Source organism: Rugosimonospora acidiphila, from assembly GCF_039543385.1.
Taxonomy (GTDB): Bacteria; Actinomycetota; Actinomycetes; order Mycobacteriales; family Micromonosporaceae; genus Rugosimonospora; species Rugosimonospora acidiphila.
Genome location: NZ_BAABJQ010000031.1, coordinates 1 through 18,980, shown reverse-complemented (window position 1 = coordinate 18,980; position 18,980 = coordinate 1). Strand labels below are relative to the sequence as shown.

The 18,980-nt window shown below is 71.7% G+C and carries 15 protein-coding genes and 1 pseudogene; 9 read left to right on the top strand and 7 right to left on the bottom strand.

Annotation, left to right across the window (positions count from 1 at the left end; genetic code table 11):
- The first annotated feature begins 168 nt into the window (after positions 1-168).
- Positions 169-1,161, top strand: coding sequence for a PfkB family carbohydrate kinase (locus ABEA87_RS34825; RefSeq protein WP_345637040.1), 993 nt, complete (start codon positions 169-171; stop codon positions 1,159-1,161).
- Between the two features lie 82 nt (positions 1,162-1,243).
- Positions 1,244-2,002: a 5'/3'-nucleotidase SurE gene (gene surE / locus ABEA87_RS34820; protein WP_345637038.1), complete on the top strand. Its 759-nt coding sequence runs from the start codon at positions 1,244-1,246 to the stop codon at positions 2,000-2,002.
- Between the two features lie 138 nt (positions 2,003-2,140).
- On the opposite strand, the gene ABEA87_RS34815 is transcribed toward surE, so the two are convergent.
- The 4 genes from ABEA87_RS34815 to ABEA87_RS34800 all read right to left on the bottom strand — a co-directional run bounded on the left by ABEA87_RS34815 (position 2,141) and on the right by ABEA87_RS34800 (position 6,810).
- The gene (locus ABEA87_RS34815) at positions 2,141-4,561 is read right to left on the bottom strand and encodes a glycoside hydrolase family 65 protein (RefSeq protein WP_345637037.1); all 2,421 of its coding nucleotides are present in this window, start codon (positions 4,559-4,561) and stop codon (positions 2,141-2,143) included.
- Positions 4,558-5,298: a beta-phosphoglucomutase family hydrolase gene (locus tag ABEA87_RS34810; protein ID WP_345637034.1), complete on the bottom strand. Its 741-nt coding sequence runs from the start codon at positions 5,296-5,298 to the stop codon at positions 4,558-4,560. Before ABEA87_RS34810 ends, ABEA87_RS34815 begins: the two co-directional genes overlap by 4 nt.
- A gap of 207 nt (positions 5,299-5,505) precedes the next feature.
- Entirely contained in the window at positions 5,506-5,769 is a 264-nt protein-coding gene (locus ABEA87_RS34805) for a hypothetical protein (protein ID WP_345637032.1), read from the bottom strand.
- Between the two features lie 18 nt (positions 5,770-5,787).
- On the bottom strand, positions 5,788-6,810 hold the full coding sequence (locus tag ABEA87_RS34800; RefSeq protein ID WP_345637030.1) for a GGDEF domain-containing protein: 1,023 nt from the start codon (positions 6,808-6,810) through the stop codon (positions 5,788-5,790).
- 321 nt (positions 6,811-7,131) lie between these two features.
- Here ABEA87_RS34800 and ABEA87_RS34795 point away from each other — a divergent pair, with 321 nt between their 5' ends.
- The 6 genes from ABEA87_RS34795 (at position 7,132) to ABEA87_RS34770 (ending at position 13,648) form a co-directional block, all read left to right on the top strand.
- Positions 7,132-7,368, top strand: coding sequence for a DUF397 domain-containing protein (locus ABEA87_RS34795; protein WP_345637028.1), 237 nt, complete (start codon positions 7,132-7,134; stop codon positions 7,366-7,368).
- Positions 7,369-7,585: 217 nt separating this feature from the next.
- Positions 7,586-8,416, top strand: coding sequence for a helix-turn-helix domain-containing protein (locus tag ABEA87_RS34790; RefSeq protein WP_345637193.1), 831 nt, complete (start codon positions 7,586-7,588; stop codon positions 8,414-8,416).
- 57 nt (positions 8,417-8,473) lie between these two features.
- Positions 8,474-9,916, top strand: a complete 1,443-nt coding sequence (locus tag ABEA87_RS34785; RefSeq protein ID WP_345637026.1) for a magnesium chelatase — start codon at positions 8,474-8,476, stop codon at positions 9,914-9,916.
- 54 nt (positions 9,917-9,970) lie between these two features.
- The gene (locus tag ABEA87_RS34780) at positions 9,971-11,944 is read left to right on the top strand and encodes a vWA domain-containing protein (RefSeq protein WP_345637024.1); all 1,974 of its coding nucleotides are present in this window, start codon (positions 9,971-9,973) and stop codon (positions 11,942-11,944) included.
- Positions 11,945-12,104: 160 nt separating this feature from the next.
- On the top strand, positions 12,105-12,482 hold the full coding sequence (locus tag ABEA87_RS34775; RefSeq protein ID WP_345637022.1) for a DUF2267 domain-containing protein: 378 nt from the start codon (positions 12,105-12,107) through the stop codon (positions 12,480-12,482).
- Positions 12,483-12,640: 158 nt separating this feature from the next.
- Positions 12,641-13,648, top strand: coding sequence for a DUF4349 domain-containing protein (locus ABEA87_RS34770; RefSeq protein WP_345637020.1), 1,008 nt, complete (start codon positions 12,641-12,643; stop codon positions 13,646-13,648).
- 12 nt (positions 13,649-13,660) lie between these two features.
- Here ABEA87_RS34770 and ABEA87_RS34765 read toward each other — a convergent pair whose 3' ends face one another.
- On the bottom strand, positions 13,661-15,040 hold the full coding sequence (locus tag ABEA87_RS34765; protein ID WP_345637017.1) for an outer membrane protein assembly factor BamB family protein: 1,380 nt from the start codon (positions 15,038-15,040) through the stop codon (positions 13,661-13,663).
- A gap of 326 nt (positions 15,041-15,366) precedes the next feature.
- On the opposite strand from ABEA87_RS34765, the gene ABEA87_RS34760 reads away from it, so the two are divergent.
- Entirely contained in the window at positions 15,367-18,204 is a 2,838-nt protein-coding gene (locus ABEA87_RS34760; RefSeq protein WP_345637015.1) for a PKD domain-containing protein, read from the top strand.
- 32 nt (positions 18,205-18,236) lie between these two features.
- Here ABEA87_RS34760 and ABEA87_RS34755 read toward each other — a convergent pair whose 3' ends face one another.
- The gene (locus tag ABEA87_RS34755; RefSeq protein WP_345637013.1) at positions 18,237-18,779 is read right to left on the bottom strand and encodes an SDR family oxidoreductase; all 543 of its coding nucleotides are present in this window, start codon (positions 18,777-18,779) and stop codon (positions 18,237-18,239) included.
- Positions 18,776-18,980: pseudogene (locus ABEA87_RS34750) on the bottom strand (hypothetical protein); the annotation flags it as partial. The pseudogene ABEA87_RS34750 and the gene ABEA87_RS34755, both read right to left, overlap by 4 nt.

Below are 18,980 nucleotides of genomic sequence, written 5' to 3'. Positions count from 1 at the left end.
CGAGTCGCCGCCCCCGGTCGGCATCGGACACGCATGCCATTTCGGGCCGGCCGTCGCCGAAACGGGCAGGGATGGCTTCCGCGCGGTGGGAAGGGGCGAAACCCCCGGCGGCGCCGGATGGTGGCGAAGGGTCAGGTTAGGAGGGCGGCGCCAGGGAAAGGTCAGGGAGTGAGCGGTTCCGTCATGGTCTTCGCGCCAGCGCCGCAACTCACGGTAACTATCGAGCGGCGTGGCGAGGGGCAGGAGATCCACCTACACCCGGGCGGCCAGGGCGTGTGGCAGGCCCGGATGATCGCCGCCCTCGGCGTGCCGGTCGTCCTGTGCGCGGCCTTCGGTGGCGAGGTGGGGCGGGTGCTCGAACCGCTGATCGCGTCGGAGGGGATCACCGTCCGGGCGGTCTACGGGCACTCGCGCAATGGGGCTTACGTGCACGACCGGCGCAGCGGCTCCCGGGTGGACGTCGCCGAGGTGGCCGGCGAGCCACTGTCCCGGCACGAACTCGACGAGTTGTACGGCAGGACGCTGGCCGAGGGGCTGGCGGCAGATCTGTGCGTGCTCAGCGGTGCGGCGCACCCCACCGTGGTGCCGCCCGACACGTTCCGGCGGCTGGCCATCGACCTGGGTCAGAACGGGCGGCGGGTGGTGGCGGACCTGTCCGGGGAGCACCTGGACGCGGTGCTGGCGGGGCAGCCGTACATGGTGCGGGTGAGCCACGAGGACCTCGGCGTCGGCACCGACATCGACTCCCTGATGACGTCGGTCTGCCGGCTGCGGGCGGCGGGGGCCAAGACGGTGGTGGTGACCCGCGCGCAGCGGCCGGCCGTGGCGCTCATCGGCGACGTCATCTACGAGGTGATCACGCCCAGCCTGGAGGCGGCCGACGCGCGTGGCGCCGGGGATTCGCTGACCGCCGGCCTGGCGGCGGCGCTCGCCTCGGGGGAGACCGGCATTGAGGCGGTGCGCTGCGGCGCGGCGGCCGGCGCGCTGAACGTGACCCGGCACGGCCTGGGTACCGGCGAGCGGTCCGCGGTGCGGCAGCTGCGTGAACGGGTCAGGCTGGTGCCGATCGGCAACGCCGCCGACCAGGTCCGTGGCGCCTCGGAGCGGCCAGAAATCCGAACCAGCACCCAGGATCTGGCCGAGCGGATCGAGCTGCCGTGACGGCCGGACTGGGCGAGCCCGGGGGCGCAGCGAGCCGGAGTCGCGCCGGCCGGCGGGAATACCGGCCGCCCCGGGGGTGGCGATGCGCGCCCTGATCACCAACGACGACGGGATAGCCGCCGAAGGGGTGCGCCAGCTCGCGATCGCCGCACGGAACGCGGGGCTGGACGTGGTGGTCGCCGCCCCGATGTCGGAGTCCAGCGGCAGCAGCGCGTCGATCGCCATCATGGAACGGGACGGCAAGGTACCGGTGGCACCGCGCGAACTGGACGGTCTGGCCGAGGTACCCGTCTTCGCGGTCGACGCGCCACCCGCGTTCATCGTCCTCAGCGCCACCCGCGGCGCCTTCGGGCCGCCGCCCGATGTGGTGCTCGCCGGCATCAACCGGGGCTCCAACACCGGGCGGTCGGTGCTGCACTCGGGTACCGTCGGCGCCGCGCTGACCGGCGCCGCGCACGGCCGGGCGGCGCTGGCCGTATCGCTGGACCTGGCCGGCGGGCCCGGCGAGCGGGCGTACTGGGAGACCGCCGCACGGCTGGCCGGCCGGCTGCTGCCGCTGCTGTCCGACCAGTTCGCGATGAACCTCAACGTGCCCAACCTGCCCCGCGAACAGGTGCGGGGGTTGCGCGAGGCGCGGCTGGCCTCGTTCGGCGCGGTGCAGACGCGCATCACCGAGGAGGGCGTGGGCGAGGTCGAGGCGGCCGTCGGCGAGGCCGGCGAGGCACCCGATCCGGACACGGACACCGCGCTGTTGGCGGCCGGATTCGCCGTAGTGACCGCGCTTACCCCGCCGCGCGAGGCGGACGTGGCGCCGCTGCGGCTACCGTCCTATCAGGACTGATGCGGCCCCGGCGCAAAGGCTCATCGCGTCCGGCGTGATGACCCGGGCGGACCCGCCGGACGCCGAGTTCGACTTCGGCCTGGAGCGCATCCTCGACGGCATGGCGGCACTTATCGAATCGCGTGGCCCGGACCGGGTTTAACTGTCCTCATCGGACAGCGCGTCGGTCTTGCTCGACTGCTTGCTCGGGTCGCCGCCGTTGCGCCGGCGCGGGGCCCGCCCGGCCGGCTGACGGGGCGCCGGCCCGACCGGCGGCATCTCCGGAATCGGCCGGGTGACCGGCGAGCCGACCTCGATGATGACCTGCTCGCCGTAGTGCAACAGCTCGATCTGGGCGCCCTCCGGGGAGTCCCCGTCGCGTACCTCGTAGGTCACCTCCTCCGGCCCCACGCTGACCCACAGCCGCAACCCGCGCCATAGCAGGGCGAAGTCGAGCCGCTCGATCTGGTGCGGCAGCCGGGGCGCGAAGCACAGTTGCCCGTCGTGGTCGCGCATGCCGCCGAAGCCGGCCACCAGGGTCAGCCAGGCGCCGGCCAGCGAGGCGATGTGGATGCCGTCCTCGGTGTTGTGATTGAGGTCGCGCAGGTCCATCAGGGCGACCTCGCCCAGGTAGTCGTAGGCCAGGTCCAGGTGGCCCACCTCGGCCGCCATCACCGCCTGAGTGGAGGCCGACAGCGACGAGTCCCGCACCGTGCGTTCCTCGTAGTAGGCGAAGTTGCGGGCCTTGTCCTCTGCGCTGAACGCGTCACCGCGCCAGTGCATGGCCAGCACCACGTCGGCCTGCTTGATGACCTGGGTCCGGTACAGGTCGAAGTACGGGTAGTGCAGCAGCAGCGGGTACTTCTCCTGCGGCGTCGCCTCGAAGTCCCACTCCGGGTGCCGGGTGAACCGCTCGGACTGCTGGTGCACGCCGAGTTCCTCGTCGTAGGACAGGTGCATGGCCTTGGCCGCGTCCCGCCAGGACGCCGCCTCCTCCTGGCCGACGCCGAGGGTGCGGGCCACCTGCGGGTACCGGATGACCGCGTCGGCCGCCGCGTTGAAGTTCCGCTGCGCCATGAGGTTGGTGTACACGTTGTCGTCGATGACGCCCGTGTACTCATCCGGTCCGGTGATGCCGTCGATGTGGTACCGGCCGTGCCGGTCGTGATGCCCCAGCGAGCGCCACAGCCGGGCGGTCTCCACCAGCAGGGCCACCCCGAAGTCCCGCTCGAAGTCATGGTCCCCGGTCGCGTGCACGTACCGCAGGCAGGCGTCGGCGATGTCGGCGTTGATGTGGAACGCGGCGGTGCCGGCCGGCCAGTACGCGGAGCACTCCTGGCCCCGGATCGTACGCCAGGGGAACGCGGCGCCGGCCAGTCCCAGCGTGGCGGCCCGATCCCGGGCGGCGTCCAGCGTGTCGTGCCGCCAGCGCAGCGGCCCCACCGCGGCCTCCGGATGGGTGTACGTGAGGACGGGGAGCACGAAGGTCTCGGTGTCCCAGAACGCGTGCCCGTCGTAGCCCGGTCCGGTCAGCCCCTTGGCGGCGATCATCCGGTTTTCCGCCCGCGCCCCGGCCTGGAGCACCTCGAACAGCGCGAACCGGATCGCCTGCTGCACCTCGGGGTCGCCGTCGACCCGGATGTCGGCGCCGCGCCAGAACAAGTCCAGGTACTCGCGCTGGCCGGCCAACAGCCCGTCCCAGCCGGTGAGCCGCGCCCCGGCCAGGGCGGCACCCGCCTCGTCGCGCAGCGCGGGCAGCGAACGGCGACCGGACCACGAGTACGCGATCAGCTTGATGACCCGCAACTGCTGCCCGGGCTCCAGTACGCAGGCGACACTGGTCCGGGCCCAGTCCGGGAACGCCTCGGTGTCCACCAGGGTGTCGTCCGGCCCGTACACGAGGTGGTCCATGGCGGCGGCCACCCGCAGCCCGCTGGCCTTGGTGCTGTGGATGAGCAGGCCACCCGCGTCCCGGGCCAGGTGCTCCTCGGCGGCCAGCGGCGCGTGCAGCACCTCGGCCACCCGGGGGTCCTTCTTGCGCGGCGGCATGGCCTCGTTGGCCACCAGTTCGGACTGGAGGATGAACCGGGCCGCCTGGTTGAGCGGCTCGACCTCGTAGCAGATCGCGGCCACCGCCCGGTGGGTGAACGAGACCAGCCGGGTGGACCGGACCCGCACCTCGCGGCCGGCCGGGGAGACCCATTCGACGGCCCGCTCCAGAGTCCCGGCGCGCAGGTCCAGGGTGCGCTCGTGGGAGCGCAGTTCGCCGTGGCGCACGTCGAACGGTTCGTCGTCCACGAGCAGCCGCATCAGCTTGCCGTTCGTGACGTTGATGATGGTCTCGCCGGACTCGGGGAAGCCGTACCCCGCCTCCGCGTACGGCAGCGGCCTCAGCTCGCAGAACGAGTTCAGGTAGGTGCCCGGCAGCCCGTGCGGCTCGCCCTCATCCAGGTTGCCGCGTAGCCCGATGTGTCCATTGGACAGCGCGAAAATCGACTCCGAATGGGCCAGCCGATCCAGGTCGAGCCGCGTCTCGCGAACCAGCCACGGCTCGATCGGATAGGTGCTGTGGTCCGTCATTGCTTCTCCAACAGATCGACGGGATCCTCCACGACCACGTCCGCGCCGTTGCGGCGCAGATCCTCGGCGTGCCCGACACGGTCCACGCCGACGACAAAGCCGAATCCACCGGCCCGCCCGGCCGCCACACCGGCCACCGCGTCCTCGAATACCACCGCCGCGCGGGGCTCCACCCCGAGCCGCTTCGCGCAGGCGAGGAAGGTGTCGGGTTCGGGCTTGCCGCGCAGCTTCTCTTCCTTCGCGACCACGCCGTCCACGATCACCTCGAAGAGGTCCGTCAGGCCGGTGACGCGCAGCACCTCGCGGGTGTTCTGGCTGGCGGAGACGACGGCGCGGCGCAGCCCGGCACGTTCGACGGCGCGCAGGTACTCGACCGCGCCGTCGAACACCTGGACCCCGTCCTCGCGGATGCGGCGCAGCACTATTTGGTTCTTGCGGCCGCCGATGCCGTACACAGTGTCCCGGTCGGGGGGATCGTCAGGCTCGCCCTCGGGAACCGTGATGCCCCGGGACGCGAAGAACGATCGGACCCCGTCGGCGCGGGGTCGGCCGTCCACATAGTCGTTATAGTCAGCGGCGGGATCGAAAGGCGCCAACGGCTCACTCTCTGGCTCCCACCGTCTCAGGCAGTCGTTGAAGGTTTCCTGCCATGCCGCCCGGTGTACCGAGGCGGTTTGAGTGAGCACACCATCGAGATCGAACAGGCATGCCGTGACGTCTCCTGGGAGACCGAGCACGGCTTCACGCTATCCGGGCTGGGGTTGGGTTCCCGGGCGGTAGCCGCCAGATACACCCGAAAGTTGGAAGGCGGCGCCACCGGGTTTCGGCGCCCTCATCAGGGGGCATAATGTGCGGCCGGCCTCCCCGGCAGCCACCCTGCCCGCGCCGCCTCGATGATCATTTTCGGGGAAGGGGTGGGTCCGGGGCCTCGTCCCCCCGGAAGCTCAGCTTTCCTGCGTGCGATCCAGCGTCGGGTCGGCCTCGGCCCGGGCCAGCAGGTACCGGGCGGTCAGCGTGTCCACCCCGGTGCCGCGCGACCCGGCCGGCCGGTAGGTCACCGTCGCGGCCCGCGAGGACGCGCTCTCGACGATCCCGGAGCGCCACATCCCGCCCCGGTAGATCCAGACCGGGTCGGCTGGCCGGTAGCTGTCCGTGGGCGCGACCTCGGCCGCGTTGCGATGGTCGGGGTCGATGTTTGGTGCTGCCATTGGGCAGGGTCCTCCTACTTACTCTGGTGTGTGAACGGTCACGTCGACCAGGGGGCGTGCCGAGTGCGGCGACGCCGGTAGGGGCCTTTCGGCCAGCGAGGACTGCGCCGGGCGGGGCCGCCGGTCGCCGGGGGCGCTGGGCGGGGTGGCGCCGGGCGGGAGGGCGCGGGGCTGCGCGACCCTCGCCAGGGCGGGGACCGCGCTGGGCGCGGTGATGGCCGCCGGGGCGGGGCTCACCGGCGCGGCGCTGAGCTGGGCGCCGCCGGACGCGATGAGGGTCAGCGCCGGCGTGGCGTGGTTGGCGGCCGGCGCGGAGCCGGTGCCGTTGGCTCCGCCGCCGGTCCCGCCCACCGCAGTGCCGTTGACTGCGGTGCCGTTGACTACGGTGCCGTTGATGGCGGCACCGGAGGCGGTCTCGCTCCAGGTGGGCACGCGGCCGGCGCTGCGGGCGTGGCGCTTGGCCCGGTACATCGCGTCGTCGGCGTCGCGCAGCGCCCCGGCGAGGTCGGCGTAGCCGATCAGCGGCACCACACCGACCGAGGCCGTGACGGTCAGGGTCCGCCCCGCGATCGGCATCGGCGCGGACAGCGCCTCGGCCAGCCGCTGACCCGTCGGGTACGGGCCGGAGCCGCCCGCGACGGAGTTGGCGAACAGCCCGGCGAACTCGTCGCCGCCGATCCGGGCCACGAGATTGTCGCCGGCGTACGCCGCGAGGCGCCGGGCGATGGTGACCAGTACCTCATCGCCCACGGCGTGCCCGAACTCGTCGTTGACGAGCTTGAAGTCGTCCAGGTCGAGCAGGACCACGGCCAGGGGCCGGTGCGCCGGATCGGCGACGATCGCCGCCCCGCGCTGGTAGAAGGTGCGCCGGTTGGGAAGGCCGGTCAACGGGTCGTGCCGGGCCGCGTGCCGTTCGGCGCGCAGCTCGCCGCGTAGCAGGGTGGCCTCCGCCTCGGCTCGGCTGGCTCGGCCATACCAGTGCCAGCCCGCGCCGATCGCCGATACCGCGGCCGCTCCGGCCACGAGCGCCAGGGGATCCATCAACGGTCTCGTCCCTTACCGTGGGTGACTACTCGTTGGCTGATTCCGTCGTGTGCGCAAGTCCTTGACCGGGCGATTAGCGCTGCGCGGGGCCCCAACTTGCGTCAGCGATCCGCCGCCTGACCACCCAGCGTAAACGGACAAGTACGGATGCACATGAGATATCATCCTCGTCGTGCCTTGCATGCGCAAGAGCCGATGCACGTGCATCGCGCCCGTGCAGAAGCTTCCGCCACGCGAGGACCGATCTCAATCGGATGGAGCGGGGGAGGCCATTCGGTCGTTCCTCGTACCCTCCCCGGGACCTGGTAGAGGAACTTCATGCACCCGACTTATAACGGCATGCCAGCCGGTGAGCTGCCCGCCGTGATCTGGCAGAAGAGCGGCCGCAGTAACCCGAGCGGAAATTGCGTGGAGCTGGCCGGCCTGCCGGACGGCGGGATCGCGATCCGGAACTCGCGGGATCCGCACGGTCCGGCACTTATCTACACGCAGGCCGAAATCGCCGCGTTCATCGGCGGCGCACGAGATGGCGATTTCGACAACTTCCTCCAATAAGGCATCAACCGTCCTTATGGGCCGGGTCTGTCTCGGCCCATAGGCGAGTTCCGCCGGGATGTCCGGGTCCACGGTTGCTCCATCACCCAGCGTCCATGGCATGCTTACCCGGGCACCGAGGGGGCGGTGCTCGACGGCCGTCATCGGGATCCAGGAGGTCAGCGTGACATCGGCTGGGCACGAAGGTGGCGCGGGCGGCGGCCCGACCGTGCTGCGCATGCTGCTCGGCGCGCACCTTCGCCGGCTGCGGGAGGCCCAGGGGGTCAGCCGCGAGGACGCCGGTTGGGAGATCCGCTCGTCCGAGTCCAAGATCAGCCGGATGGAGCTGGGCCGCGTCAGCTTCAAGGAGCGCGACGTCTCCGACCTGCTCAGGTTGTACGGGCTGGACGACGATGACGAGCGCAACCGGCTGTTGACCCTGGCCCGCGAGGCGAACACGCCGGGCTGGTGGCACCGGTTCGGCGACGTGCTGCCCAGCTGGTTCCAGTCGTACCTCGGCCTCGAGGCGGCGGCCTCGCTGATCCGCACCTACGAGGTGCAGTTCGTTCCGGGCCTGCTGCAGACCGAGGACTACGCCCGGGAGGTGGTCCGGCTCGGTCACGGCAAGGCCAGCGGCGAGGAGATCGACCGCCGGGTCGGCCTGCGGATCAGGCGGCAGCAGCTGCTGAGCCGGTCGAGCCCCGCCCAGCTCTGGGCGGTGGTCGACGAGGCCGTGCTGCGCCGGCCGATCGGCGGCGCGAAGGTGATGCGCGCCCAGATCGAGGCGTTGATCGAGGTCACCAAGATGCCGAACGTGCGTCTGCAGGTGATCGGGTTCCACGTCGGCGGGCACGCCGCGGCCGGTGGCGCCTTCAGCATCCTGCGCTTCCCAGATCCGGAACTGCCCGATGTGGTCTATATCGAGCAGCTCACCAGCGCGCTCTATCTCGACAAACGGGACGACGTAGATCTTTACGCCGAGGCCATGGAGATCCTCTGCGTCGAGGCGGATCCGCCCGGCCGCACCGCGGAGATCCTTACCGGCATATTGCACGACCTGGACGAGTAACCAGCCGTTCCCCGCCTGCCGGTGTCGATGCACCCTTCGCCGCGTTAGCGTCGAGTGGTGACTTCAACGCCGCAGACGATCACCCCGACCCCGCCCGCCGACCTGCCGCGCACGGTTGGCGCCCTCCGCGCGGCCGGCCACCGGTACCGCACGGTCAAGCAGGAGCTGCGCGAGAACCTGCTCGCCAGGATGCGCGAGGACCGACCCCGGTTCCCCGGCATCGTCGGGTACGAGGACACCGTGCTGCCCGAGGTCGAGCGCGCGGTGCTGGCCGGCCACGACATGGTGCTGCTGGGCGAGCGCGGCCAGGGCAAGACCCGGGTCATGCGCTCGCTCGTGAACCTGCTCGACGAGTGGACCCCGGTGATCGCCGGCTCCGAGCTCAACGAGCACCCGTTCCACCCCATCACGCCGGCCGCGCGCCGGCTCGCCGAGGAGGCCGGGGACGACCTGCCGGTGGCCTGGCTGCACCGTTCGTTGCGGTACGGGGAGAAGTTGGCGACCCCGGACACCAGCGTCGGCGACCTGGTGGGCGACGTCGACCCGATCCGGGTGGCGCAGGGCCGGACCCTGGGCGACCCCGAGACCATTCACTTCGGCCTGGTGCCGCGCACCAACCGCGGCATCTTCGGCATCAACGAGCTGCCCGACCTCGCCGAGCGCATCCAGGTGTCGCTGCTCAACGTGCTGGAAGAACGGGACATCCAGGTACGCGGGTACCAGCTGCGGCTGCCGTTGGACCTGCTGCTGGTGGCCAGCGCCAACCCGGAGGACTACACCAACCGGGGACGGATCATCACGCCGCTCAAGGACCGGTTCGGTGCGGAGATCCGTACCCACTACCCGATCGAGCTGGACCTGGAGATCGACCTCATCCGGCAGGAGGCTGAGGTCGTCGCGCAGGTACCGGACCACGTGATCGAGGTGATCGCCCGGTTCACCCGGGAGGTTCGCGAATCGTCGTCGGTCGACTCCCGCTCGGGCGTGTCCGCCCGCTTCGCGATCGCGGCCGCCGAGACCGTCGCCGCGTCCGCGCTGCGCCGCGCCGGCCTGCTCGGCGAGGCGGAGCCGGTGGCCCGGGTTGGCGACACCGCCTCGGTCACCAGCACGCTGCGCGGCAAGGTGGAGTTCGAGAGCGGCGAGGAGGGCCGGGAGATCGAGGTCCTGGGGCACCTGCTGCGCACCGCCACCGCGGAGACGTTCCGGGCCCGGCTGGCCGGGCTGGACCTGTCCGGGTTCACGGAGATCGTCGCCGAAGGCGAGGTCATCGAGACCGGTGAGCTGGTCGCCGCCGACGAGCTGCTCCGCCAGGTCGGCACCGTACCGGGCCTGGCCAAGGTGCTGGAACGGCTCGGCATGGGCGACGCGCCGAGCCGAGGTGAGGCCGCGGCCGGCATCGAGTTCGTACTGGAGGGGCTCTACCTGACCCGCCGGCTGTCCAAGGAGCAACGCGAGGACGGCCGGACCGTGTACGGGCCCGGCGGGCGGCGCTCGTCATGAGCGAGCACCAGTTGGGCGAGCGCGGCGGAGCCGCTCTTCCCGTGAGGATCCGGCATGAGCGGTAACCGGTTCCGGTACGGCGCCTTCCAGGGCGGGCCGGACCCGCTCGCGCCGCCGTACGACGTGCGCGCGGCTGTGGACCAGGTCGGCGCCGAGGTGCTGGCCGGCGGCAGCCTGCGCGAGGCGCTGCGGGATCTGCTGCGCCGGGGCCCGCGCTCCGGCCGTGGCCTGGATGACCTGGCCGCGCGGGCGCGCCGGATGCGCCGGGACGCGATGCGCCGGGGCAACCTGGACGGCGCGGTGACCCGCGCCCAGGCCCTGCTCGACCAGGCACTGGCCACCGAGCGCGATGAGCTGAGCGGACGGGACGACGACGACGCCCGGTTCTCCGAGGCGGTGCTGGACAATCTGCCCCGCTCCACCGCCCAGGCGGTGCAGGAGCTGGAGGGGTACGAGTGGGCCAGCGCCGAGGCCCGTCAGCTGTACCAGCAGATCCTCGACGGGCTGCGCCAGGACGTGCTGGAGCAGCGGTTCTCCGGAATGCGGGACGCGCTTCGCGACGCCGACCCGGCCGCCCGGGCCGAGGCCAACCGCCGGCTGAAGGACATGCTGCACGACCTCAACGGTCTGCTCGACCGGCACGCCCGCGGCGAGGACACCGCCGACGCGTTCGCCGAGTTCATGAGCAAGCACGGCGAGTTCTTTCCGGAGCGGCCGGGCAGCGTCGACGAACTGGTCGAGTCGCTGGCCCGGCGGGCGGCGGAGGGCGAGCGGCTGATGCGTTCGTTGTCCCCGCAGCAGCGCGAGGAGCTGGCCGGGCTGATGGAACAGGCGCTCGGCGACGCCGACCTGGCCGGCGAGATGGCCTCGCTGGACGCGAGCCTGCGCACGCTGCGTCCGGACCTGCCATGGGGCCGGCGGTCCCAGGTTCGGGGCGAGCGGGGGCTCGGGTACGGCGAGGCGGCCGGCGTGCTCGGCGAGCTCTCGGACCTCGACGACCTGCTCGACCAGCTCGGGCAGGAGCATCCGGGCGCGACGCTGGACGACATCGACGTGGAGGCGGTGGAGCGGCTGCTCGGCCGGGAGGCCGGGGCGGACGTGCGCCGGCTGCGCGAGCTGGAGCGGGAGCTGCGCCGGCAGGGCTGGGTCACCCGGGACGCCGAGGGGCTGACGCTGAGCCCCAAGGCGCTGCGGCGGCTCGGCGGTACGGCGCTGCGCGAGGTGTTCGCGGACCTCGAGCGGGGGCCTCGGGGCCAGCACGACCTGCGCGACGCGGGCGCGGCCGGTGAGCTGACCGGGGCGTCGCGCCGCTGGGAGTACGGCGACGAGCAGCAGATCGACGTGGTGCGCACGATCGGCAACGCGGTACGCCGGGTCGCCTCGCACGGTGGTGGCGGCACGCCGGTGCTGCTGGAGGTCGAGGACTTCGAGATCGCGGAGACCGAGCGCCGTTCCTCGGCGGCGGTCGCGCTCTGCGTCGACCTGTCCTTCTCGATGATCTCCGAGGGGCGGTGGGGGCCGATGAAACAGACGGCGTTGGCCCTCTCGCACCTGATCGCGACGCGGTTCCCGCAGGACGCGTTGCAGCTCATCGGCTTCGGCCGGTACGCGCAGCCGCTGTCGCAGCAGGAGTTGGCGGCGGTCGAGCCGGACATGGTGCAGGGCACCAACCTGCAGCACGCGCTGCGGCTGGCTGGCCGGCACCTGCGCCGGCACTCGGACAGTGAGCCGGTCGTACTGGTGGTCACCGACGGCGAGCCGACCGCCCACCTGCTGGACGACGGCGAGGCCGTGTTCGCCTGGCCGCCGGCCCGCGAGACGGTGTGGGCCACGGTGCGCGAGGTGGACGAGCTGACCCGGTACGGCGCCATGCTGAACCTGTTCATGCTGGGCGAGGACGAGGGGCTGCGCCGGTTCGTGGACGCGGTGGCCCGGCGCAGCGGCGGGCGGGTGTTCACCCCCGACGCGGCGGACCTCGGCCGGTACGTGGTGTCGAACTACATCCGGGCCCGGCGGCGCGGCCGCTGAACCAGAGGGTTGACCGGCCCGGCGGGCGATCGTCCCGTCGGGCCGGGCTGTTTCTCGGGATGGGCTGTTCCGCCGGGCCGGTCGGCGGGGCGGGTTGGGCCGGGGGCGTTTGGCCGGGCGGACGACGGGTAGTCGCGTCGTGGTTCGAAGGGAATGCGACGTGGACTATGACGAGTTCATCCAGGCCGTCGCGGTACGGATGGGGGCCTCCCGGAACGAGGCCAACGCCATGAGCCGCGCGACACTGGTCACCCTGTCCGAACGGATCAGCGGGGGAGAGGCCAGCGACCTGGCCGAGCAGCTTCCGCCGCGGCTGCGCGACTGGATGCTGCCGACCGCGGAGAACGCGGAACGCTTCGGGCTGGCCGAGTTCATGCGCCGGGTCGGGGTGCACGCCGAACTGCCGCCGGACCGGGCGCAGCCGGGCGTCGCGGCGGTACTCGCGACGCTGCGCGAGGCGGTGGACGGCAAGGACTTCGCCGACACCCTCACCCAGTTGCCAAAGGAGTACTGGACGGTCGTCGAGCCCACGCCGTGAGGCCGGGCAGCCCCGCCCGGCCGCGGGTGAGTCGGCCGGCCCGTCGGGCGGCGGTGGGTCGGTCCCGCCGGGCGCGTGGCCATCCGTCGATCCGATCGTGACCTACCCGTGGCTCCGCCCCGGGGAACCGCGACCGGGGTGGCGGTCGTCACACCGGCATGAGACAGCCTTTCCGCCGGTGGTGCGCAACCACCGCTCTCATCATCACGGGGCTGGCGATGGCCGCCGGCTCGACCGCCTGCTCGGGCGGTGCCAGCAGCTCCAGCGGCGCGGCGAGGGCGGGCGGCGCCGCCAAGGCTCCCGCACAGGCCGCTCCAGCACAGGGCGGCGGATCCGGCCAGGACAACGGTTCGGGTCAGGCCGGCTCGGGTCAGGCCGGCTCGGGTCAGGGGGCGAACGCCAAGGCCGGCGCCGGTGCCAACGCGCAGACCGTTCCGGGCTCGTTGACCGGGCAGGTGGACGGCATCCAGCGCAGCATCATCTACACCGGCTCGATCACCGTGCGGGTCGACAGCGTCGATGCCGCCGCCGCGCAGCTCACCACGATGGCCGCCGCGGCCGGCGGTTTCGTGGGCGGGGACACCCGGAACCTCGACGCCGGGCACTCCACGGCGACGTTGGTGCTGCGGATTCCGGCGGCGAAGTTCGGCGGCGTCCTCGACGACATCGGCGACCGGCTCGACGGCCATGAGGTGTCCCGCAAGGTGACCAGCGACGACGTCACCGAGACTGTGATCGACCTGGATGCCCGGATCCAGAGCCAGCAGGCGAGCGTGGATCGGGTACGGGCGTTGCTGGCCAAGGCCCAGTCGCTGAGCGACATCACCTCCATCGAGAGCCAGCTCACCCAGCGCGAATCCGACCTGGAGTCGCTCGAGGCCAGGAAGCGCGACCTCGCCGATCTGACCACGCTGTCCACCGTCACGGTGAGCCTGCTCGGCCCCGAGGCGGCCGTCGCGAAGCCGGAGCCGAAGCCCGAGGGCGGCTTCTGGGCCGGGCTCACGGGCGGCTGGCACGCGTTCGCCGGGGCCCTGCGGGTACTGCTGCTGATCCTCGGTGCGGTGCTGCCGTTCGCCGTCGTGCTCGGGATACCCGCGCTGGTGGTGCTGTGGCTGCGCCGTCGGCGCAGGGTACCGCCGGCCGCGCCAGATGCCCCGGTGGCCTGACACCGGGGGGTGTCATTGTGGCGAGCGTCGGTCGACCCACACGTCGACCGGCCCGTCATACGTGATGCAGGCCAGGTAGACGGTGGAGCGAGGCCGAGCCGGGTTGCCTGGCGGGTCGGCGCCTCCGGCAACTCCCTCGGCGCCGGGGCGGTCGGTGGCGCAACCATCCGCGATAGCGTCGGGCAGGAACGCCTCCGGCTGGACACCGGTGCCGTCGCTCCGCAGGGCACCGATCCAGAGCCCGGGCGGCCCGCGCCGGTTGGTGGTGAGCACCATCGACTCGTCGGGGGCCGTCGGCTGGATCGGGTCCCAGTCTCGCAGGTCCAGCTGGGTCCGTCCGGTCGCCGGGTCCAGGAGGGCGAAGCGGTCGCGGACCTCCGGCAGGTCCTTGGCCACCAGGGCGCCGGGTTGCGTACCAACCATCGTCCAGTGCGGGGCGGTCCACCGGATCGCTCCGCGCGCCGGGTCGACCGCGGTCGTGCCGCGCTCGCCGATGACGCACAGCAGCGCTCCGCACGGGGAGAGGGAGAGCACCAGGTCGTCGACGTCGAGGTGCCAGCGCCGGTCCAATGTGGACAGGTCATAGGCGGTCACCCTTGTCGCGCCCCGGCTGGTATACGTGGCGAGCAGCTGGCCGTCGATCGCGTAGAGGCCGGTGGTGAAGCCGACCGGCAGCGGCACGCCGGTCGACGCCGGGTCGGTGTCCAGCCGCCCGGTCACGAGCGTCGCTCCGGTCCGTTCGTCGATTACCTCGGCCGTGCCACCCAGGGAGCGCAGCGCCAGCCGCCCGGCGCCCACCACCGTGGCCACCGTGCCGGCCGTGAGCGTCCGCGCCCAGACCGTGGCGCCGGTACGCGCGTCCACCAGGCGCAGCTCGCTGGTACCGGCCGCCAGCCCGACGGACAGCAGCACCCGTGCCGCGCCGGGCGGGGAAGGGTCGAGCGGCGCGGCGCCGGCCAGCTGCCACAGCACTCGACCGGTCGCGGCGTCCAGCGCGGCGAGCCGGTCGGTGTCCGAGGCGGTGCCGAGCTGGGCCAGCACCACGCCGGGCGGGGTGGGGTTCGGGATCAGGTCCGCCCGGACGGATAGCGCGGTCTGCCACAGCCGCCGCCCGTCCGGCAGGCTGTAGGCCTCGATCCTGGTGTGGTTCGCGGTGCCCTGTCTGGTGACGAACAGCCGCCCGGTGGAGAGCAGGTAGCCGTCGGCGGGTGCCATCGGTATCGAGGTGGCCAGGCGCCAGGCCGACGCGGTCGGGGCCGCCCCGGCCAGGGTGGACACCAGCAGCAGGCAGACCAGCAGGACGGCGGTGGACCTGGGCCGGCGGCGGGCCGGCCCGCGCGGCGGGGACTCGGGCTCGCGCGGCTCCCAGTCGGTACCCAGGTCAATGACCATCGCTATGCCCGTAACTCCATTGATCCACGATAGGGCACGGTGGTCTGGCAAGATCCATTTGAGTGGGCGGAAGATCGTTCATTCACGCGTCGAGCTGACCGCGTACCGGGACGGCACCGGCCCGGCGGCTCAGCTCACCACCGAGCCGAACGTGAGGTTGATGCCCGTTCCGTCTCCGACGATCGGGCCCGTGGCTTGCCGATACGACCGTCTTGCCCGAGCGGGCATCCGACCGCGGCGCGCGCTACGTATGATCTTCGCGCCGGCGGACCGGGCAGGCATACAGGGGTGACCGCCGGATGTCCGCCGCCGATCGAGGAGGCATAGTGCGTCCGTTCCGTCGTCTACTCACCTTCGCCCCGGTGCTGGTGGTGGCCGCGGCCACCGTGGCATGGGCCTCACCGGCGGCGGCCGATCCGCCGACCACGCTGTACGTCAACGCTTCGCAGCAGTGCAACGACTCCGGCGCCGGTACCCAGGCGCTGCCGTTCTGCTCGATCGGGGCGGCGGACGCCGTGGCGGCGCCCGGCGACACCGTCGCGATCGGCGGTGGCCTGACGTTCTACGGGTCAACGACGATCACTCACTCGGGTACGCCCGCGGCGCCCATCACGTTCGCCAGGTACGGCTCTTTCACGCCGCAGGTGCACGGCACGCTGACGCTCTCCGGCGTGCACGACGTCGCATTCACCTACCTGTCTGTCGTGACGAACACTGACGTGACATCAATTCAGATCAACGGTTCGACGGATGTGACGTTCGACCGGATCCAGGTCCAACAGAGCACGCCGGTCTCCGCTCGGGCCAGCGCCATCTCCATCGACGGCGGCTCTTCGAGGGTGACGCTGTCGAGGCTTTACATGTACCCCGGACGTGGCCCGTTCATCGATGCCGCTCCGGGCGCCGCGCACATTACGATCACGACCAGCGAGTTCATGGCCAGTGGCGCGAATGCCATCTCGCTCAGCGGCGTGGCGGATGCCGCCGTCACCAGCAACAACCTGACGGACTGCGGGAACGGCATCGTTATCGACGGCGCCTCGACGGCGGTGGTGGAGAACAACGTCATCAGTGTCGGCGGCGATACCTGCGTCGGCGAGAACTACGGCGCGGGACTGCTGGTCAGCGCCGACTCGCTGAGTGGGGTGCGCAGTGACTACAACGCGTACTACGTCCGCGATTGGGGGGCGGAGGATTCCTGGGGCGGCACGCGCTATCAGACGGGGGCGGCCTTCCACGCCGGTACGGGGCAGGGGGCGCACGACATCGAGATCCCCGGGTACGGCGCCACCACACCCGCGGAGCACTCGCCGCTGCTCGACTCGGCCGACGCGAACGCTCCGGGCGAGCTGACCACGGACTTCACCGGCAGCCCGCGCGTCGACGACCCGATGGTGGCCGACACCGGCGTCGGGACGCCGACTCCGGACCGCGGCATCTATGAGCGCCAGGACACGCTGACCCTGTCCGACACCATCGACTCGGCGCAGGGAGTGGCGCCCCTGACGACGAGCATCACGATTGGGTCGGACACGGGTAGCTGGCCCGCGCCCATCACGTACACGGTGAATTTCGGTGACGGCGGCGGTGCGGTGCCGGTGGCCGCGGGCGGCACGATGACGCACACGTACTCCACGCCCGGTATCTACACCGAGACGACGACCATGACCGGGGCCAATGGCAGGTATACCACCGCGACGCACACGGTGACGGCCGGAACGGTCGCGCCGCCGCAGCTCGATGTGGCAACCGGACCGACCATCGTCTCCGATTCGCTCGGACACCCCGCCATCGTGCCGGGTGACGTTCGCGTCACGGCCGTGCCCGCGACGGACCCATGGGAAATAACAGGGGCCGAACGTGATATCGACTGGGGCGACGGCAGCCCCGTCGGCGGGTCCGACGCTCACGAGTACGCGCACCCTGGGACCTATCCCGTGCGGGTGACGATGCCGGACCGGCTCGGTCGGGCCGTGACCCAGACCGGTAGTGCGACCGTAGGGGACGGACTCCTCATCGACAGCGACCCGCTGCGCATCTATGACAGCCGCAGCGGCGGCGGGACCGACAAGGTTCCGGCGGGCGGCGTGGTGAGGCTGTTCCTCGGCCAGCCGAATCCGTACGAGTCTAGGGCCGACGGAGCGCTGGTCAATGTGACAGTAACCAATGCGAAGTCCTCCGGGTTCATCGCGGTGTATCCGGACGGTACCCCGGCGCCGGCCACGTCCAATGTGGACTATGCGGCGGGGCAGACTGTGGCCAACCACGCCGTAGCCATGGCGGGTAGCAACGGGTATGTGGATTTCTACAATCACAGCACCGGCCCGGTCGACCTCATCGTCGACAGGTATGGGTTCCAGAAGCGCGGAACCAGCGCGATTAACAATCTGCCCGACGCGGACACCTACCAGCCCGCCGGTCCGTTTCGGCTGTTGGACACCCGCAGCGGCGTGGGCGCGCCGGCCGGTGCGGTCGCCTCGAAGGGCACGGTGACCTTCCAGGTGGCCGGCGTCAACGGGGTGCCGGCCGATGCCGCCGCGGTGGTGATGAACCTGACCGCCACCGACACCAAGTCGGCCGGTTACATCACCGCGTACAGCCATGGCGCCGATCGGCCGGGCATTTCCAACGCCGACTGGGCCGCCGGCCAGACCGCCTGCTCCTTGGTGGTGGTGCCGCTGACCGACGGCAAGGTGACGCTGTACAACTCCGGGCCAGGCACGGCCGACTTCCTCGCTGACTTGATGGGCTACTACAACCAGCATGGCACGGCCGCGGTGTTCCTGCCGTCGGCGCCGACCCGGCTGATGGACACCCGGTCCGGCTTGGGGACCAATGGCCACATCGCGAAACTGCAACCGGGTCAGACCCTTACCCTGCCGGTGGCCTCGCACATCGACGCCCCGGCGGCCGGGGTGTCGGCCGTCGAGGTGAACCTGACCGCCACCAACCCCAGCTCCACCGGGTACATCACCGTGTACCCGCACGGCGCGGCCCGACCGACCACGTCCAGTGTGGACTTCGCGGGCGGGCAGACGGCGGCGAACATGACCATCACCCCGGTCGGTACGGACGGGTCAATCGACCTCTACAACGGCGGCGGGTCAACGGTCGACCTGCTTGTCGACCTGTACGGCGGCTACTACCAGTACCCGTCGAGCTGACCGCGCACCGGGACGGCCATCGAACGAGCGGCTCAGCTCACCACCGAGCCGCAGGTGAGGTTGATGGCCGTCCCGGTCATCGCGGCGGCCAGGTCGGAGGCGGCGAAGACGGCCACGTTGCCCACGTCCGCCAGCGTCGCCGCGCGGCCCAGCATCGTCTTGGCCTCGAGGGTGGCGGCGATGTCCGCGCCGCCCTCGAAGTCGGGCGGGATCGCCTCGGGAATCCCGCCGGTCTGCAGGGTCAGCACCCGGATGCCGTGCGGGCCGAGCTCGCAGGCCAGCGCCCGGCGCAGCGCCTCGACGGCGCCGAACGCTACCTGAAGCCCTCCGACGCCGGGCACCGGGTCGCCGTACCCACCGAACGTGAGAATCACCCCGGACCGCTGTTTCAGCATGTGCCGGGCGGCGGCCCGGGCGGTCAGGAACATCATGCGCACCGCGGTCAGCACCGGCTGCTCGACGTCGGCTGGCGCCATCTGAGCGAGCCGTGTGCCCTGGATGTCTCTGATATCGACGAGATTGAAGGAGATGTCGATGCCGCCCGCGCGGGCCGCCAGCGTGCGTCGGTGATTCACGCCGAGGCGAACTGGGAGCGCAGCGTGCGGCCGTTGACCAGTGCCACGACGCCGAGCAGCAGTAGTCCGCAGGCGCCCTGTTCGAGTTTCATCCAGAGGGGGAAGGTGCCGGGCAGGGTGATGATGACGGTGATCGCGGCGACCATGACGCCGGAGATGATGCGGAGCCTGCGGTAGGCGGGGTGGGAGCCGTGGGCGGCG

Excerpts from the sequence above, each read along its gene's own strand:
- surE (WP_345637038.1), top strand. The coding sequence starts at position 1,244 with ATGCGCGCCCTGATCACCAACGACGACGGGATAGCCGCCGAAGGGGTG.
- ABEA87_RS34815 (WP_345637037.1), bottom strand. The coding sequence starts at position 4,561 with ATGACGGACCACAGCACCTATCCGATCGAGCCGTGGCTGGTTCGCGAG.
- ABEA87_RS34805 (WP_345637032.1), bottom strand. The coding sequence starts at position 5,769 with ATGGCAGCACCAAACATCGACCCCGACCATCGCAACGCGGCCGAGGTC.
- ABEA87_RS34800 (WP_345637030.1), bottom strand. The coding sequence starts at position 6,810 with ATGGATCCCCTGGCGCTCGTGGCCGGAGCGGCCGCGGTATCGGCGATC.
- ABEA87_RS34795 (WP_345637028.1), top strand. The coding sequence starts at position 7,132 with ATGCACCCGACTTATAACGGCATGCCAGCCGGTGAGCTGCCCGCCGTG.
- ABEA87_RS34790 (WP_345637193.1), top strand. The coding sequence starts at position 7,586 with ATGCTGCTCGGCGCGCACCTTCGCCGGCTGCGGGAGGCCCAGGGGGTC.
- ABEA87_RS34780 (WP_345637024.1), top strand. The coding sequence starts at position 9,971 with ATGAGCGGTAACCGGTTCCGGTACGGCGCCTTCCAGGGCGGGCCGGAC.
- ABEA87_RS34770 (WP_345637020.1), top strand. The coding sequence starts at position 12,641 with ATGAGACAGCCTTTCCGCCGGTGGTGCGCAACCACCGCTCTCATCATC.
- ABEA87_RS34765 (WP_345637017.1), bottom strand. The coding sequence starts at position 15,040 with ATGGTCATTGACCTGGGTACCGACTGGGAGCCGCGCGAGCCCGAGTCC.